Source organism: Rufibacter immobilis, from assembly GCF_003721565.1.
GTDB lineage: Bacteria > Bacteroidota > Bacteroidia > Cytophagales > Hymenobacteraceae > Nibribacter > Nibribacter immobilis.
In genome coordinates this window covers 561,776-579,493 of the sequence record NZ_RJJE01000009.1, presented here as the reverse complement: position 1 = coordinate 579,493, position 17,718 = coordinate 561,776, and the positions used below count along the sequence as shown (strand labels likewise).

Annotated in this window: 15 protein-coding genes; 7 read left to right on the top strand and 8 right to left on the bottom strand. The window is 52.9% G+C overall.

The annotated features are described in order from the left end of the window. Positions 1-82 precede the first annotated feature (82 nt). On the top strand, positions 83-895 hold the full coding sequence (gene ispE / locus EFA69_RS09655; RefSeq protein ID WP_123132876.1) for a 4-(cytidine 5'-diphospho)-2-C-methyl-D-erythritol kinase: 813 nt from the start codon (positions 83-85) through the stop codon (positions 893-895). Here ispE and EFA69_RS09650 read toward each other — a convergent pair. From EFA69_RS09650 to tgt, 3 genes are all read right to left on the bottom strand, one after another. Continuing rightward, the gene (locus EFA69_RS09650) at positions 872-1,795 is read right to left on the bottom strand and encodes a DMT family transporter (protein WP_123132875.1); all 924 of its coding nucleotides are present in this window, start codon (positions 1,793-1,795) and stop codon (positions 872-874) included. The genes ispE and EFA69_RS09650 overlap by 24 nt on opposite strands. A gap of 304 nt (positions 1,796-2,099) precedes the next feature. Beyond that, positions 2,100-3,176: an LptF/LptG family permease gene (locus EFA69_RS09645; RefSeq protein WP_123133444.1), complete on the bottom strand. Its 1,077-nt coding sequence runs from the start codon at positions 3,174-3,176 to the stop codon at positions 2,100-2,102. A 116-nt stretch (positions 3,177-3,292) separates the two neighbouring features. Beyond that, a complete protein-coding gene (tgt, locus tag EFA69_RS09640) occupies positions 3,293-4,423 on the bottom strand; it encodes a tRNA guanosine(34) transglycosylase Tgt (protein WP_123132874.1) in 1,131 nt (376 codons plus the stop codon). Between the two features lie 169 nt (positions 4,424-4,592). Between tgt and EFA69_RS09635 the strand changes: the two genes are divergently transcribed. The 3 genes from EFA69_RS09635 (at position 4,593) to rsmG (ending at position 7,596) form a co-directional block, all read left to right on the top strand. Then, positions 4,593-5,723, top strand: a complete 1,131-nt coding sequence (locus EFA69_RS09635) for a glycosyltransferase (RefSeq protein ID WP_148041321.1) — start codon at positions 4,593-4,595, stop codon at positions 5,721-5,723. Continuing rightward, positions 5,714-6,322 (top strand): RNA polymerase sigma factor, encoded by a 609-nt coding sequence (locus EFA69_RS09630; RefSeq protein WP_062542709.1) that lies wholly within the window; start codon positions 5,714-5,716, stop codon positions 6,320-6,322. The genes EFA69_RS09635 and EFA69_RS09630 overlap by 10 nt, the downstream gene beginning before the upstream one ends. Before the next feature lie 632 nt (positions 6,323-6,954). Beyond that, on the top strand, positions 6,955-7,596 hold the full coding sequence (gene rsmG, locus EFA69_RS09625) for a 16S rRNA (guanine(527)-N(7))-methyltransferase RsmG (protein ID WP_123132872.1): 642 nt from the start codon (positions 6,955-6,957) through the stop codon (positions 7,594-7,596). Between the two features lie 106 nt (positions 7,597-7,702). Here the strand turns inward: rsmG and EFA69_RS09620 are convergent, their stop codons facing one another. Further along, the gene (locus EFA69_RS09620) at positions 7,703-8,782 is read right to left on the bottom strand and encodes an AAA family ATPase (protein WP_123132871.1); all 1,080 of its coding nucleotides are present in this window, start codon (positions 8,780-8,782) and stop codon (positions 7,703-7,705) included. 148 nt (positions 8,783-8,930) lie between these two features. After that, complete coding sequence (locus tag EFA69_RS09615; protein WP_123132870.1) at positions 8,931-10,874, bottom strand: peptidylprolyl isomerase; 1,944 nt, start codon at positions 10,872-10,874, stop codon at positions 8,931-8,933. A gap of 158 nt (positions 10,875-11,032) precedes the next feature. On the opposite strand from EFA69_RS09615, the gene EFA69_RS09610 reads away from it, so the two are divergent. Then, positions 11,033-12,208, top strand: a complete 1,176-nt coding sequence (locus EFA69_RS09610; RefSeq protein WP_123132869.1) for an MFS transporter — start codon at positions 11,033-11,035, stop codon at positions 12,206-12,208. Between the two features lie 103 nt (positions 12,209-12,311). Here the strand turns inward: EFA69_RS09610 and EFA69_RS20125 are convergent, their stop codons facing one another. Further along, entirely contained in the window at positions 12,312-12,677 is a 366-nt protein-coding gene (locus tag EFA69_RS20125; protein ID WP_148041320.1) for a hypothetical protein, read from the bottom strand. A 90-nt stretch (positions 12,678-12,767) separates the two neighbouring features. After that, positions 12,768-14,621, bottom strand: a complete 1,854-nt coding sequence (locus tag EFA69_RS09605) for an ABC transporter ATP-binding protein (protein WP_123132868.1) — start codon at positions 14,619-14,621, stop codon at positions 12,768-12,770. A 278-nt stretch (positions 14,622-14,899) separates the two neighbouring features. Between EFA69_RS09605 and EFA69_RS09600 the strand changes: the two genes are divergently transcribed. Beyond that, positions 14,900-15,733 carry a serine O-acetyltransferase gene (locus EFA69_RS09600; protein ID WP_123132867.1) on the top strand — a complete coding sequence of 278 codons (834 nt, stop codon included), beginning with the start codon at positions 14,900-14,902 and terminating at the stop codon, positions 15,731-15,733. A 100-nt stretch (positions 15,734-15,833) separates the two neighbouring features. Further along, positions 15,834-16,748, top strand: a complete 915-nt coding sequence (gene cysK / locus EFA69_RS09595; RefSeq protein WP_123132866.1) for a cysteine synthase A — start codon at positions 15,834-15,836, stop codon at positions 16,746-16,748. A gap of 154 nt (positions 16,749-16,902) precedes the next feature. On the opposite strand, the gene EFA69_RS09590 is transcribed toward cysK, so the two are convergent. Further along, positions 16,903-17,391, bottom strand: a complete 489-nt coding sequence (locus tag EFA69_RS09590; RefSeq protein WP_148041319.1) for a hypothetical protein — start codon at positions 17,389-17,391, stop codon at positions 16,903-16,905. Between the last annotated feature and the right edge of the window lie 327 nt (positions 17,392-17,718).

Here is a 17,718-nt window from a genome sequence, read left to right as displayed (position 1 = left end):
ATTTTGGTTTTGGCCCGATTCTGGAAAAACGGCCGCTAAACGAAAGTACGATTCTCTGCGCAGATTCTGTTAATTTGCACGCATGATTCAATTCCCGAACGCGAAGATCAACCTTGGGTTGCAGCTGGTGGAGAAGCGCCCCGATGGGTTCCATAACCTGGTTTCCTGCTTTTACCCCGTTCACTGGACAGACGCACTGGAGATTCTGCCCACCAAAGGGGAGGCAACGTTCACGCTGTCAGGGTTGCCCGTACCCGGGGAGCCCACAGTCAACCTCTGCTGGAAAGCCTACCAGCTGCTGCGCCGGGACTTTGAATTGCCCTCTATCCAGATGCACCTGCACAAGGTCATTCCCATGGGCGCGGGCTTGGGAGGCGGCTCCGCCGATGCCGCTTTCACCCTGAAAATCCTGAACCAACAGTTCCAGCTAGGGCTTTCTGAGGACGCTCTGGAAAACTACGCCCGGCAACTGGGCAGCGACTGCGCCTTTTTCATCCGGAACCGTCCGGTGCTGGCCGTGGAGAAAGGAGATGTGTTTCAGGCGGTGGATCTGAACCTACAGGGCTGGCATGTGCTGTTGGTGTACCCTAATTTGGCTATCAGCACCGCCGAGGCCTACGCCGCAGTTTCGCCCCAATTCCCGAAAAAGAGCCTCGAAACGCTCCTGAGCCAGGAGGTTTCCACCTGGAAAGGGGAAGTGGTGAATGATTTTGAGAAAAGCCTGTTCCCTAAGTACCCGGTGCTGGCGGAGATAAAGCAACAGCTGTATGAGTTGGGCGCCCAGTACGCGTCCATGTCAGGGTCTGGGTCTACCATGTACGGGTTGTTCAGAACCGCCCCGGCCAGTCCCTTGCCTTTCCCGGCCGACTACTCAGTTTGGCAGGGCGTCCTTTAGCTTCCGCTGGCGGCGGGCCAGCACAGATTCCAAAATAGGGTGCAGGAACACGCTGAACAGGATAATGGCCGCCCCATAATAGAACCCCGCCGACATCTGCTCGCCTTCTTTGAAGATAAACCAGGCTAGCAGAATACCATACACCGGCTCCAGGTTCACGGTCAGGTTCATGGTGTAGGCGCTGAACTTCTGCATGAGCCGCACCGCGGCTGTGTAGGCGTACACGGTGCAGACCAAAGCCAGCATGCCAATGCAGAACATATCTACCCCGGTAAGGGCCAGTTGCAGCTCGCCGGTATCGGTCATCCATTGGCGGTAAAACGGCAGGAACAGGAGCGTAGCCACCCAAGCCCCGGCCATCTCATAGCAGGTAATGGTGGTGGCGGCGTGCTGTTTGGTCAGTTTGCTGTTGATGATGGTGAAGCAGGACGCCAGAAACGCTGAGCCCACGGCCATGGAAATACCCACCGCGTGGTCAAACTCAAACCGGAAGATGATGTATAGCCCCACCATGATGAGGAGCGCCAGCGCCACCTCGTGCGGCTTTATTTTCTTTTGGGTGAAGATAGGCTCCAGAATAGAGGTCCAAAGGCTGGCCGTGGCCATGCCCGCCAAACAGATAGACACCGAGGAAACCCGCGCCGAGGCGAAGAACAGAATCCAGTGCGCCGCAATCAGAAACCCTACCCCCAGGATCTTCACAATGTTGCGCCGGCCAATCCGGAAAGACTGCTTCTTAAACTTGATGACCACCGCCAGCGCCACCGCCGCCAGAATGGTGCGGTAGAGCACCAGTTCCACCGCCGGGATGGAGATGAATTTTCCCAGAATGGCCGTGAAGCCCCACAGCAGAATGATGAAATGGAGTTCAAGGTAGTCTTTGAGGCGGGGAGTTTCCAATGAATTGAGAATTTGGAATTAAGAATTGAGAATCTCGGCGGGGCCGACGTTTGGTTTCTGTTTAGAGGCCGTTTTTCTGAAAACAGCCCCTAAACGCACATTTAAATTTGTGTGTGGCAGTCTCTTGCGGAGCGGAAGCTACTCTCGTGGCTTTCCCTTCGGCGCCAGCGGAATCAAGGATCTGCATCTTTCTGTTTTGGAGCCGTTTTGGCAAAAAGAGCCCCTAAACGCAACTAATGCTTAAGCCTGGAGAATTGCGCTGGTGAAAGCACGATAAAGACAAGCAGCAACCAACAATCAACCCTTATCTGGGCACTGTTCGGTAGAGCACAATGCCAATGACGGTGAATACGGCCAGCGGCACAAAGGCGGCCAGCTGCGGCGGAATACCACCCACCGAGGCCAGGCTTCGGCTCATCATCACGAAGATGATGAAGATAAACGCGAGAATAAAGCCCAAGGCAATCTGAAGCCCCACGCCACCGCGCACTTTCCGGGAGCTCAGGATCACGCCAATGATGGTGAGTACCGTAATGGCGAAGGGGTAGCTCATGCGCTCGTACTTCTCGGTCATGTACATCTCCACATCGGTGGCCCCGCGCAGGATTTTCTCGTCAATGAGCTTGTTCAGCTCGGCGTTGGTCAAGGTTTCTTTGAGGCGGTAAGTGCTGGCAAAGTCCTTAGGCAGCAGGTTGAGCGTGGTGTCTACGGCGCTGTGTTGGGTAACGGTTTCCTTGTCGCCGTTGAAGGTCCGGATGGTGTAGGCGTCCATGTGCCATTTCTGCTTGGTGCTGTCCCACCGGATGCTCTCTGAGGAAAGTTTTCTGATCAGTTCCTGCTTCCGGATGGTTTCCAGCGTGAACTTGTACCCTACGTTGGCGTGGTTGTTATAGCTTTCCAGGTACGCGTACGTTTCCGGGCCTATCCGGAAGTGCACGTTGCGGCCTTCATAGGTGTAGGGGTTCTTCACGTACTTGATCTCAAAGGCCACGCGCGTTTTATTGGCGGTAGGAATGACGTAGGAAGCGAAGAAGAAGATGAAAATCCCGATGATGACAGACCCGATGATGTACGGCACCAGCATGCGCTTAAACGAAACCCCGCTGCTCAGAATGGCCACAATCTCTGTGTGCGAAGCCAGCTTGGCCGTCACAAACACCGTGGCAATGAATACCGTGATGGGGCTGAGCATGTTGATGTAGTGCGGGATCATGTTCACGTAATAATCCAGCAAGATCACTTTTGCCGGGAGATTATGCTGGATGAAGTCATCATTCTTCTCCACAAAATCAATCACGCAAATAACCGCAATCAGGATCAAGACCACGAACACAAACGTGGTCAGGAACTTCTTAAGGATGTAATTGTCTAAAAGCTTCAGTTTCACCCGTAGTTTAATTAGGAATTAAGAGTTGAGAATTAGGGATTGTCTTCTGGTAGATAGACAACCAGGCGGCAAGTTCCCCCAATTCTCAACTCTTAATTCTGAATTCTCAATTATAAACGTGTCATCAGTTTCTTCACCATCTGGTCTTTCCAGGGGCGGAAAGTGCCGGCCAGAATCTGCTCCCGGGCTTGTCCCACCAGCCATAGGTAAAAGGTAAGGTTGTGCACGCTGGCAATCTGGGCGCCCAGCATCTCAGTGGCGTGCATGAGGTGGCGCAGATACGCCTTGGAGTAAAACGTGCTCACGTAGCCTCCCAGTTCCGCGTCAATAGGAGAGTAGTCCTCTTTCCAGCGTTCGTTCCTGATGTTAATAATGCCCTGCGTGGTGAACAGCATGCCGTTTCTGGCATTGCGGGTAGGCAATACGCAGTCAAACATGTCTACGCCCAAGGCGATGTTCTCCAGAATGTTGGCCGGCGTGCCCACGCCCATGAGGTAACGCGGTTTATCACTGGGCAGTATGTCGCAGACCAGTTCTGTCATCTCGTACATCATCTCGGCGGGCTCGCCCACAGACAAGCCGCCAATGGCATTACCCGGCCGGTTTTTGGAGGCGATGGTTTCGGCGCTCTGGGTGCGGAGGTCTTTATAGGTGCTGCCCTGCACAATAGGGAAAAGCGTCTGCTCATAGCCGTACTTGCCCTCTGTGCTGTCAAAACGGTCTATGCAGCGCTGGAGCCAGCGGTGGGTGCGCTCCATAGAGTTTTTAGCGTAGTGGTAATCACAGGGGTAAGGGGTGCACTCATCAAAAGCCATGATGATGTCGGCGCCAATGACGCGTTGGGTGTCCATCACGTTCTCCGGGGTGAACAGGTGCCTGGACCCATCAATGTGCGACCGGAACTTCACGCCTTCCTCCACAATCTTGCGCGTGCCCGATAGGGAGAACACCTGATATCCGCCGCTGTCGGTGAGGATGGGGCGGTCCCAGCCGTTGAATTTGTGTAATCCGCCTGCTTTCTCCAGCACGTCCAGGCCGGGCCTCAGGTACAGGTGGTAGGTGTTGCCCAGGATAATCTGGGCTTTGATGTCTTCTTTAAGCTCGCGCTGGTGCACGGCCTTCACGGTGCCGGCGGTGCCCACCGGCATGAAAATAGGGGTTTGTATGGTGCCGTGGGCCGTGGTGAGTACCCCTGCCCGGGCTTTGGAAGCGGGATCTTGCGCTACTAAGTCAAACGTCATGGACAACTGGTAAAGTGCTGGAGAAGCGTTGGTTCAGGGCACGGAGCAGCTATTGTTCCACCCCCTGATTCTCCAATTGGCAAAGATACGAACAACCTTTTGTTCCACCGCCCCGTGCGTAGGAAGCGCAAGAATATTTGTGCTATTTTTGTACTCAGTTTCTTTTGCTTTGGACTACGTATTTCTTCTACACACGCTCCTTCTCTGCCTGCTGGGTGCCAGTGTTCTGGTGCAGCTGTGGTATATGTTTTATTATTTTCTGCCGCTGGCGTTCCACAAAGACCCTGTGGTAGAAAACCCCGCTGGGCTGCCGCCGCTGTCTATTCTGGTCTGTGCACACAATGAGGTGGAGAACTTGCAGGAGCTTCTGCCCTTGCTGTTGCAGCAGGAGTATCCGCAGCCTTTTGAGATCATCCTCATAGATGACCGCTCCTGGGACGGTACCTCGGTGCTGGTGAAAGAATACCAGATGGAGTACCCCAACCTCAAATTGGTGCAGGTGAAAAAAACTCCGGAGTACATGAGCCCCAAGAAATACGCGCTCTTTCTGGGGATCAAAGCCGCTGAGAATGAACATTTACTGTTCACAGACGCAGACTGCAGGCCCGCTTCTACCGCCTGGGCGCAGGGCATGGCCGGCGGCTTTCTGGGCAACAACGACATCGTTTTGGGCGTTTCACCGTATATACAGATATATGGATTCTTAAATCGTTTGATTTCTTATGAAACCTTCTTGACCGCAATGCAGTATCTGTCGTTTGCCAAGAGAGGGCAAGCGTACATGGGGGTGGGCCGAAACCTGGGATACACGAAAGCAACGTTTTTCCGGAACAAGGGCTTCGCCTCGCATATCCGGTCTTTAGGAGGCGACGATGATTTATTTGTGCAGGAAGCTGCCCAACACTCTGCCGTCCAGATTGTCATAGACCAAGGCGCCCAGACAAACAGCACCCCGGAAAACCGATGGCGCGACTGGTGGCGCCAGAAGCGGAGGCATTTGGCGGCAGGGCGGCAGTACCAGCAGAAGAACAAGTTCAGACTCGGACTTTTTGTCCTGTCAAACGTGTTATTTTACGTAATATCACCGGTTCTTTTGAGTATGCAGTACCAACTCTTATGGGTTGGCCTCATTATTGGGGGAAGGTACGCGGCCCTGTACGGCACCTATCTGCCGGTGGCGCGCCGCCTGCAGATACCGCTCCCCTGGTGGCTTTTGCCGCTGCTGGAACTGGGGTATTACCTCAATTACATAGGGATCGGGATCTCTGTTTTAACGACTAAAAAGGTAAGATGGAAGTAAACAAGCAATTCTCCGCGAAAGCGAAACACGATTTTAAACTGATCCAGTCTGCGGTGGAAGATGGCGATGAGAAAGCCTACGCCGAATTGATGCAGATCTACAAAAAGCCGGTTTACCACGTGGTCCTCAAGATGGTGCGCAACGCCGACGATGCCGAGGACCTCACCATTGAAGCCTTCGCCAAAGCGTTCCGGAACCTGCACAAGTTCAACCCGGAGTATGCGTTCAGTACCTGGCTCTTTAGAATTGCCACCAACAACTGCATTGACTTCATCCGGAAGAACAAGATCAAGACCATGAGCATTGACTCTGCCATCAAGATCGACAACGGCGATGAGATCACCATTGATTTCAAAGACAACAACCTGAACCCGCAGGAGTCTGCCATCAAGAACCAGAAGATTGAGATCATGCAGTACATTGTGAGCAAGCTGCCAGACAAGTACCAGCGCCTGGTAACGCTGCGTTACTTTGACGAGCTTTCTTACGAGGAGATTGCCACTGAGCTGAGCGCTCCCCTGGGTACCGTGAAAGCCCAGCTGCACCGCGCCCGCGAGTTGCTGTATGACATGGTGAAGAACAAGAAGCACCTCATCTAAGGGGTTTTTTAAGATAGTATTTTAGCGTTGATGGGAAGCAGCCTTTAGGGGCTGCTTTCTGTTTTTTGCTGCTTTTGCGTTTAGGGGGCGTTTTGGGAAAAAGAGCCCCTAAACAGGATTGTATCTGGCTGATGCCTTGGGTTTGCGGCTTGTCTGTGGCTTTATGGGCTGTGTTGTTTCATCTTTTCTGGTAAGCGCTCACGGCTGCGGGGCCCCGTCTTCCCCTCTCGCACTGCCCTTGCGGCCAGGCTAGTGCAGTTGGCGTTTAGTTTCTTTCTTACTTGGCCACAAGCGAGGCGCTCTAGGGAAAGACTGGAATAGGTGCGTTTAGTAAGGGCTTTTCTAGTTTGAAATTTAATATAGCTGACATTCCATAGTTGTAAACCGCTCAAATAAGGCTGCTGGTGCGAGTCTCCAGACTCGTGCCTTTGGATGAGGGGGGAGTCTCCAGGCTACCCTCGCTGCCGCGCAGCGAAACGACGTTTGCCAGAGACGTGGGTGCAGCGACGCTGTTACGTTTAGGGGCTCTTTTTCCAAAAAGATCCCCTAAACGTAAAGTTGGGGGCCATTGGTTTGCAACTCAGGAGGCAGAACCCACCACTCAGAACTCTTTCAGTCGTATATTTGAGCCTATGAATTCAACTTCTGCCCATATCCTGACCCACTATTTTCCAGAACTCACCGCAGAGCAGCAGCGGCAGTTTGAGCGTCTGGCCGAACTGTATGTTGCGTGGAACACCAAGATCAACGTTATCTCCCGCAAAGACATGGACAACTTGGTGGTGAACCATCTTTTGCATTCATTAGGCATTGCCAAAGTGGTGCAGTTCCCGGCGGGCACCAGCGTCATGGATGTGGGCACGGGCGGCGGTTTGCCGGGTTTGCCCCTGGCCATCCTGTTCCCCGAGGTGAAGTTCCACCTGGTAGATTCTATTGGCAAGAAGATACATGTGGTGCAGGAAATTGCGCAGGAGCTGCGGTTGCACAACGTGAAAGCCTCCCACACCCGCGCCGAGCAGGTGCCTGAGAAATATGATTTCATTGTGAGCCGGGCCGTGGCGCGCTTGGCTACTTTCTACCAGTGGATTCAGTTCAGCTTCAAAAAAGAATCGGTGCCCGGTCAGGGACTGTACTACCTTAAAGGCGGCGACTTATCCGAAGAATTAGCCGAATCTGGTTTAGTCCACGAAGTGTTTGATTTGAATGCCTATTTTCAGGAAGAATTCTTCGAGACGAAGAAAGTGGTATTCGTGCCGCAGCATCCTACGGCATAAAGTGTTTAGCGGCCGTTTTTAGAAAAAGAGCCGCTAAACAGAATATAATAAAAGCCGAAGCCGCTTCATTTGGAGCGGCTTCGGCTTTTATGTATTAGGAGAACGATTAAAAACCAATCTTCTTCTTGGGACTTGCTGTATCAAACGATTTCTCTTCAAAATTAAATATGTCAGCGAGCGACATCTCTGCTTCTTTAGAGCTAAATCCTAGTGCCTGCAGCAGTTTATTTGATTTCTCTGCTGTAAGGGGCTTAAACTCATAGTTGGCAATTAAGCGGCCTTTACGGAGCAAGGCTTTGTCTACTCGTTCTATGTTTGTGTTGAAGGTGCAGATAATCTTGATGTTCAGATAGTCGCTGAAAAGCCCGTCCGTGAGTTGCAGAATAGTAGATGCCACTGAGTTTTCACTGATGCTTTCTCTTGTGGTGATTACTTTTTCGGCATCTTCTATCACCAGAATAGCATTTCGGTTCTTCAATAGGAAAGAGATGAAATCTGGGTTCAGTAAATCCTTGACAAATTCATTCTGCACAAAGATGAAGCTGTTCTCGTGGAACTTGGAGAGAAGGTGTTTTATATAAGAGGTTTTTCCAGTGCCAGGCGCCCCGTGCAGTAAGATCAGCCCTGACTTTTCCTGCCCCAGAGCATTTTCTATGATGGTGTTGATCTCATGAAAGTCATCATTGTAATTATCATTTATGTTGACCTGAAGAAACTCACTTTTGACGTCTTCTGTGTCAAAATATTTAGAGTTGTATGTCAATACTTTAAAGGTGGGAGCCTTGATGGTGCCAAATTCATCACGTAAAGTTTTATTCAAGGAGATTACTTCGCGCTCTAGATTCAAATCAGTTGCATCATACAAAAACTCAACATGCAGTTCATTATTTGACAAGGAAAGCCAAATAAGCAGATCCTTCTCCGTGCTTTTCAACAGATACTGGTAAGGAAAGTCTTTAGAAGAATCTGAGTCTTTGTCATCCTCTGTGTTCCAATGTTTGAATACTTCTGTAAGCTTATGTATTTCAAAATCAAGAGAAGCTATTACCAATCCCATGGATTCTTTGTTCTCTTTAAAGGCTGTCTCAAAACTGATACTGGAAGGTAGCCTATTAAAACAGATGATGTAATATCGGGTTCGGCTGAAGTCATTATAATCATCAAATGCATCTATCAGATGGGGCATCTTAATAATATTTTAAATCAAAAGTTACATTAATTTGAAGATTGACAAGTAGCAGTTATTGAAACTACTTTACTGGCTCGCCCACAAGATTCTTTCAGAATGACAAAGAAGAGAGAAAGTCTTGCTACTTGATATGTGTGTCTTTATACTACTTCACCAACTCCACCTTCTCAATCCTATCCCCAATATTCAACTGATGCGCCACGTCCATGCCTTTCACCACGCGGGCGAAGATGGTGTAGCGGCCGTCCAGGTGCGGGGTGGGGGAGTGGGTGATGAACCATTGGCAACTTTCGGTGTCTTTGCCGGCGCTGGCCAAGCCTACGTAGCCTTCCTGGTAGTTCAGGTCAGCGAACTCTGAGCGGATGGCGTAGTCAGTAGAGCCCCAGCCGTCGCCGCGGGGGCAGCCGCCCTGGGCCACAAAATTGGGCACTACCCTATGGAAGGTCTTGCCGTTGTAAAAGCCTTTCTCCAGCAGCTCCACAAAATTGGCCACCGAACCCGGCGCGTCTTCCACCAGCAATTCAAAAATTATATCGCCTTTGGAGGTTTTCAGCTTTGCCTGTTGGCCCTTCTTCAGCTTGTTCACCAGCGTCCAGTCAATGGGGTGGCTGTAGGGCGTGGGCGGAGTGGGTGCGGCGGTTTTCCCTTCCAGATAATCCAGGGTTTTCTGCAATTCCAGATAGGTCTCCATGTCGCGCGGCAGGGTGAGTTTGTCGCGGGCCTGGGTGAGAAAGGTGCGGTCTAGATAGGTGCTTTTCAGGTTCAGGTCGGGGTTGCGGAGGGCACCGGCGGCAATGCCTACCATGGCCACATCGCCGGAGGCAATGGCCCGCTGGAACAGTTGCTCAAACGCAGGGGCGCTGGCTGCCGCAAAGTCTTTCTGCCCTCTAATGGCTACCAAGGCCTCCAGCCCCGTAGTACTGATGGCGGGGTGCTTGGCTCCAAACGTTTGCTGTTCAATAAACGGGTACTGCGTCTGGTCTTTGCTGAGGGCCGTAAGCAGCGCAGCTTTTTCATAGGGGCTTTTGGCGGCGGTAAACCGTTGCTGTATCTGCTGTCCCACTTCCCGTTTCTGATTGACCGGAGCAGATGCCAGCGCCGCCCCATAAAGGGTGGCCCGTACCCGCCAGTCCGGCTGTTGGGCGGCAGCCTCCGCTAAGCGTCTGGCTTCAGTGGCAGGAGCTTTCGCCGATAAGTACTCCGCGGCGCTGAGGGCCACGTGCGGGTGCTTGTCCTGGAGCGCTTGCCAGGCGGCGGCTTGCACCGCGGAGTAAGGCAGTTGGTACAAGGGTCTTACGGCCGAGAGCCGCACCCGGTAATCAGCATCCTGGAGCAGAGCTTTGGTAATGGCCTGGGCTACTCCGGTAGTGTCTTTCATCTTGCTTACCGCCAAAGCGGCGGCCATGCGCACATGGGCGCTGGGATCTTGGGCCAGTACCTGAAATAGCTGCGCTTTAGCTGGGCTAGGGTCTATTTTGGGTGTTCGGGCCAGAAACTGGGCGGCCCCGGCGCGGGCTTCTTCTGGGCTGGCCTGCAAGAGCGCGGTCGCTTTCTTTATTGCCAAACTGTACTCTAACTTTCGTTGCCCCGCCCGGTACAGCGCCCAGGCCTGCGCGGCCTCAAGCGGAGGTTGTGCGGTATACCTGGACATCATGTCCAGTCCGGTTTGGGTGGCGCACTTGCCCCAGGCTTCCAGGATCTCGGTGCGGGTGGCGGGGTCTTGTTCCCGCTGGAAGGCCTCCATCAAAGCGGGCTCCGCGGCGGCGCTGCCCATTTGGCCCAACGCATAGGCCGTAGCTTTCCTCACCGAAGCCTCTGTGTCTTGCAGCAGCGGGGTTAACTGCGGAAGCGCCAGGGTGTCTTGCACAGAACCGAAGGCCAACGCGGCTTCCTGCCGGTACATGGTCTCGGGGCGTTGCAGGAACGGGAGCAGCTCCTGGGTTTTGCGTTCATCCTGAAGCGTATGGATTTTCCGGAGGGTGACATCCTGGAACTTGTTCACCTGGCCTTGGCGGCTTTGTTGGGGAGCGGGTTGGCAGGAGGTGGCAAGCAGCAACAGGAAAGCTGCGGTTCTGAGGGAGTTCTTCATAAAATGGGTATGAGCAGGGAAGATACAAAAGAGTGTTGAGTGTGCGTAGCCCAGCCGGAAGGAAGCCTACGGAAAATACCGTTTAGCGGCTCTTTTTCTAAAAACAGGGCTAAAACGGCAACCACCTTGCGGGAAATTTACTGACCTTTGCGCCCGTGATGACGACGTCTGCTGCCCCTGTTTACTCTTTCCGCTTCTGGATGCTGTGCCTGAGTTCTTTCCTGTTTTCGGCCAGCTTTAACATGATCATCCCAGAGCTTCCCAATTACCTCACCCACCTGGGCGGCGCTGACTACAAAGGCTACATCATTGGCCTGTTCACGCTCACGGCGGGGCTCTCGCGCCCGTTCAGCGGCAAACTGACCGATACCGTGGGCCGACTGCCGGTCATGTATTTTGGGGTGGCGGTGTGTATTCTCTGTAGTTTGCTGTACCCTTTAATTACCACCGTCTTCGCGTTTCTGCTGCTGCGGCTGGTACACGGGTTCTCCACAGGGTTCACGCCCACGGGCGAGTCGGCGTATATTGCGGATATTGTGCCGCTGGAGCAACGGGGAGCCGCCATCGGGATATTCGGGTTGGCCGGAAGTCTGGGTTTGGCGGCCGGTCCGGCCATTGGCGGGGAGTTCAGCCGGTATTTTTCCCTGAACGCTCTTTTCTACTGTTCTTCGGGCATGGCCCTGCTTTCCATTTTGGTGCTGGTGAACCTGAAGGAAACTCTGGCGCAACCGCAGCGGTTCCGGCTGGGGCTCCTGCGCATCCGGCGCGACGAGATCTTTGAACCCAAGGTGATGCCGCCCTTTCTGGTGATGCTGCTCACGCTGTTCTGTTATGGCGCAGTTCTTACCGTTACGCCAGATTTCAGCCAGCACCTGGGCATCGCCAACAAAGGGCTGTTCTTTACCTTTTACACCGTTGCGTCTATTGGGGTGCGGTTCCTGGCCGGACGGGCCTCTGACCGCTACGGGCGGGTAGCCATGCTCCGGTTCTCTACGTTTACCATGGCCGCCTCCATGCTGCTGCTGGGCCTGGCCGAGACGAAGACGCTATTTCTGGGGGCGGCGGTTCTATACGGCATCGGGACGGGCATGAACTCGCCCACGCTCTACGCCTGGGCCATTGACCTGAGCCACGCTGACCGCCGCGGCCGCGCCATGGCCACCGTCTATATCGCACTGGAGGCGGGGATAGGCATAGGGGCCTTCGCCGCCGGCTGGATCTACGGCAATGACTTCTCTTCAATTCCGTACGTGTTCTGGGGAGCGTCGCTGCTGTGTCTGGTGGCCTTCCTGTACGTGCTGCTGGGCCGGTTCCCCAAGCGGGCCGAGGCATAAACGTTTAGGGCCTGTTTTTCCAAAAACAGGCCCTAAACGGCTAGAGTAATATGCTTCTAAAAGCTGAATAAGTTATCAAAGCTTTTTCTGTTGGATCAGTGCTTTAGTAACAACGGGTGTAAAGGCCATAACTTGGATTGTCACCGTCAAGGGTGAAGGTGGTGCCTATAGGAGTAGATTCATTAATGAGACCTCGTTCACAGTAGTTATTGGAACAACTTGTAACCACGTAGTTGCCATAGGGTACATCTACAGAACCTTGGGTGTCTGGGGCTACTATTTGGTATGTTTGTCCTGTGTCTGTATTTTGAATAGATGCAGTACCTCCCATATAGCCCCAATATTGGACATCAAGGTAAACCACACCGGAGTTGGTCATAGATTCAGTTTTAAAACTGATAAAGGAGGAGCAAACAAACGCTGTGATGCTTACCAATAGGACGGCTAAAAGTACATAATTCTTTTTCATAAGATTATTGGGGGTTAAATAGTTATACAATGATGATAAAATAAAGTAATATATTTTATTATCCTAATTTATAACCCAGCTAAAGCCAGATTACAAATACCCCTTCGCCTGCAAACGGAACAGCTCCGCATACCTTCCGCCTTTGGCGATTAGTTCTTCATGCGAACCCATCTCTACAAATTGCCCGTTCTCGATGACCAAAATCCGGTCGGCCATGCGAACGGTGGAGAAGCGGTGCGAGATGAGCACGGCGGTTTTGCCCTGGGTGAGCTCTGAGAAACGCTGGAAAACCTCGTGCTCGGCGCGGGCGTCCAGGGCGGCGGTGGGCTCATCCAGGATGAGGAGCTGGGCATCGCGCATGTAGGCCCGGCCTAAGGCAATCTTCTGCCACTCGCCTCCTGATAAGTCTACACCTCTGTTGAAGCGCCGGCCAATGACCTGTTCATAGCCCTGCGGAAGTTTGGCAATCACTGTGTCTGCCAAGCTTTGCCGCGCCGAGGTTTCAATGCGGGGTTGGTTTTCTTTCTCTTCAATGCGGCCAATGGCAATGTTGGTGCCCGCGCTCATCTGAAACCGCACAAAATCTTGGAATATGACCCCAATCTCGCGGCGCAGGTCTGCGGGGTCATATTCACGCAGGTCTATGCCGTCCAGGAGGATGCGGCCCTCAGTGGGGTCATAGAGGCGGGAAAGGAGCTTAACCATGGTCGTTTTGCCCGCGCCGTTTTCGCCCACCAAGGCTAATTTCTCCCCGGCCCGTAAGGTGAAACTGAGGTTCCGGATGGCCCATTTCTCCGCGTTGCGGTACTTAAACCCTACATTCTCAAACGTAAAGCCCTCACGGATAGGTTTAGGGAAGGGCGGGGCCGAGGCCAGACGGCGGATATTAGGTTGTAACTCAAAGAAATCGAAGAAGTCCTGGAGGTAGAGCGCCCCTTCGGCCACGCTGGTGAACCGGTTGAGCACGGCTTCCAGCAGCCCGCGCAGGCGCATGAAGGAACCAGAGAGAAAGGTGAGCTGCCCCAAAGACACCTGCCCCTGCACCGTCTGCAAAATGAGGTAGACGTACGCCCCGTAGTACCCAGCGCTGCCCAGAGCGGCAAACACGCTGCCCCAGCCGGCCCGCCGGGTAGCCAGTTTCTTGTTGTCCTGGTAAAACTGGTTAGATAAGGTTCTGAAGCGGTCTATGAGGAAACCAGATAACCCAAAGATCTTCACTTCCTTGGCGGTGTCATCGCTGGCGCCGGTTTGGCGCAGGTAATCCAGTTCGCGGCGTTCGGGAGTCCAACCGTGGACCAGGGAATAGCTGCGTTCATTGAAGTGAGACTCGCCCAGAAACGCGGGCAGCACCGCCACCAATAACAGGAGCAGGAGCCAAGGGTAGAAGGAAACCAAACCCGCCGCCAGAAAGATCATGGAGAGGATGTCCTGCATCTGCCCCAGCACCTGACTCATAAGAACTGTGCGGCTCAGGGTCTGGCGGCGGGCACGCTCCAGTTTGTCATAGAACGTCGAGTCTTCAAACTGGTCCAGGTCCAATTCGGCGGCGTGCTCCATGAGTTTGACGGAGGACTGGTTGGCGAACAGATCGCCCAACAGGCCATCTATGAGCGCGATACCCCGGTTCAGGAAATCAGAGACCACGGCCAAACCGAACTCCAGGGCCACCAGCGTGAACAGGTAATTCAGTTCTTTTTCGTTGCTTTGGGTAAGGCGCACCACCTCGTCAATGATGAGCTGCCCCACGTAGAGCACGGCCACCGGTACCGCCGCCCTGAAAAGGCGCAATACCACGTTCAGGAAAGCCATGCGCGGATTGGTTTGCCATACCATCTTTAGAAACGGGGGCAGGTGTTTCAATGCGCTGACGCGTTGCTGTACAGAAAGCTGCGGCTGCCCCTGCTGGGGCGGCTTCTTACCAAATAAGTTATTCCAAAATGCCATAAGCGGTGAAGTTACACCAAAGCGTTTATTTACGGGTAAAACGGTAAAATGGGGAAGAGCCCCTTTCTATCGGTTCCCGGTATCTACACAGGAATCTTTGGGCCGATCTTGAACTCTCTTGCGTTTAGGGGCTGTTTTTGGAAAAAGAGCCCCTAAACGCACTATACTGTAAGAAACCAGAAGAACTACTACGCTGCGTGAGGGTGCTTTACCTTTGTCTCTAAGAAAGAGGGCGTGAATCTGTTTCCTTCCTCTGTATTATTTCGTAGGCTACATTTATGGAAGAATCTTTTTTACAACGGCTCTGGGGTTTGCACCAGCAGAACCAGTTCCGGATACCCACCAGTTTGCTTTGCCAGTTCCAGAACCGCTTGCTGCAGATGCTTTTCCCGCCTTTGGCCGAGCATCCGTTCCAGACGGCGCAGGAGTTGGCCCAGGAGGCCTCTTTTCTGGAGCAGGAACTGGAGTCTCTCCTGGAAGGGGTGCAGCACATCAGTACCTTTTCGGCGGCGGAGACGGTGGAGCAATTTATGCGGCAACTACCGGCGCTGCATGAACAGCTGTTGGCAGATGCGCAGTTTATTTTACAGGAAGACCCCGCTGCCCGGCACATTGAGGAGGTGATGCGGTCTTACCCTGGGTTCTATGCCATTGCCGTGTACCGCACGGCTCACGTGCTGCACCAGGCGGGAGTTCCGCTGCTGCCCCGCATCCTCACGGAATCGGCGCACAACCGCACCGGCATCGACATCCATCCCGGCGCGCGCATTGACTTCCCGTTCTGCATTGACCACGGTACCGGAATCGTGATTGGGGAGACCACCGTCATAGGCAAACATGTGAAGCTCTACCAGGGCGTAACCCTGGGAGCGCTGAGCGTGGCCAAATACATGACGGATATTAAACGTCACCCCACGCTGGAAGACCACGTGATTATTTACGCCGGGGCTACTATTCTGGGAGGCAGCACGGTTATTGGGTCGCACAGCATTATTGGGGGTAACGTATGGCTCACGGAGAGCGTACCTCCTTACTCCCGGCTTTACCACCGTGCCCAGATTAAAGTGAGCAGGTCTGAAGCGCCCGAAGATATTGTAGACTATTCTATTTAGTCTACTAACTTGATAGGCTTACTAAATTAAGATTACCTTTGCAGAGGCAGCATGGTTTGCCGCAAAGGCTTTTATTCTTTTATATAAGAACTGTAACGCTATGAAAGCAGACAACATTTTACAGACCATTGGTAACACACCGGTGGTACGCATTAATAGATTATACGGGAACGATGCCCAGGTTTGGGTCAAATTAGAGCGGGCCAATCCCGGCGGAAGCATCAAAGACCGCATTGCCCTGGCCATGATTGAAGACGCTGAGAAGCGCGGCCTGCTGAATGAGAACAGCCATATCATTGAACCCACGTCGGGCAACACGGGCGTAGGTCTGGCCATGGTGGCGGCCGTAAAAGGCTACGCCCTCACGTTGGTCATGCCGGAGTCTATGTCTATTGAGCGGCGGCGGCTAATGGCTGCGTATGGAGCCAAGTTGGAGTTGACCCCGCGTGAAAAAGGCATGAAAGGAGCCATTGAACGCGCCAATGAGCTGGCTGCCGAAAACCAGAATGCCTGGATTCCCATGCAGTTTGAAAACGAGGCCAACACGCGCATTCACGTGGAGACCACGGCCCAGGAAGTGCTGCGTGATTTTCCGGATGGCATAGATTACCTGATTACCGGCGTAGGAACCGGTGGGCACATTACCGGCGTTGCCCAAGTACTTAAAGAGAAATTCCCGAACCTGAAGGTGTTTGCCGTGGAGCCTACCCTTTCTCCGGTGCTGAGCGGTGGTGCTCCGGGTCCGCACCCTATCCAAGGCGTAGGCGCGGGGTTCATTCCCAAGATCATGGATATGTCCCTGCTAGATGGCATCATTCAGGTAGCCCCGCAAGATGCCTTTGAGTATACCCGAAGAGCCGCCAGAGAAGAAGGTATCTTCCTGGGGATCTCTTCTGGTGGTTCCCTGGCCGCAGTGGCCCAGAAACTAACCGAAGTAGAAAAAGGCGCCAAGATCCTCACGTTCTGCTATGATACCGGCGAGCGCTACTTATCTGTAGAAGGTTTGTTTGTATAATTTCTTTCTGGCAGTTAATCGCTAAAAACAAGGCCGCCCTTGCCAATGCAGGGGCGGCCTTGTTTTTAGCGATTTTCAGATTTTAAGCCTCTAAACGCATCCCGATAGCTTTAGCCGCATGATGGGTGTATTGAATACTCAATAGGGGCAAAGGTTAATTGAGGAATCGGGCCATGTATTTAAAGCGTCTACAGGCGGCGTAGAGCTGTTCGTTTTGCCCCAACAGGTTGTACAGGTTCTCGTCTTCAAAACCATTGCGCCAGAAGTAGCTACCGTTGGGGCTATACGGGTTGTATACGCAGGTTATTTTCTGTGCCTCATCAACGTAAAGCAGGCCCCAGCGTTCTGGAAGTTCTTCTGGTTGCACCAAGTCCTGAGGCACACATAGAAACCGATACCTCCCCATGTTGTTTTCCGGCTGCAGCCAAAACTGGCTGGCCATGGCTTGGTCAAATTCTGCGCGGGTGGTATTTACTTGAACCAATACGCTTTTCCCGAAGGAGGCAAACCCAATGACAGGGCATTCACCAACATCGGGCTTCATATACTCCCTGAAGGAAGCAGCGCATCCAGCTTCCTTCAGAACCCATCTGTAGGCAATCTCAACTAGGTCTTTCTGCGTCAAGGATACGTGATTATTCATTTACTCTGTACTAGCAGCAAAATAACGGAATTCTGCCTTTACTTACTGACGTAGGGTACTACATTTCCGCTAAAAAAGCCCAAGGGGAGAGCTATGGGAGGGGCGGGCTCGCAAGACGCGGCAGCCTTAAAAGGCTAATGTGAAATAAAAAAGGCTCACCGTTGGGTGAGCCTTTAGTGGAGAATATCGGAGTCGAACCGATGACCTCTTGCATGCCATGCAGGACTGTGTCTTTTTCAATGGTTTTTACCTTTTATCAATAATGCTTGAAAGATGCTTAAAACGCAGAATTAGACTGTTTTAACCTCGCATTATATTTCTTTAACT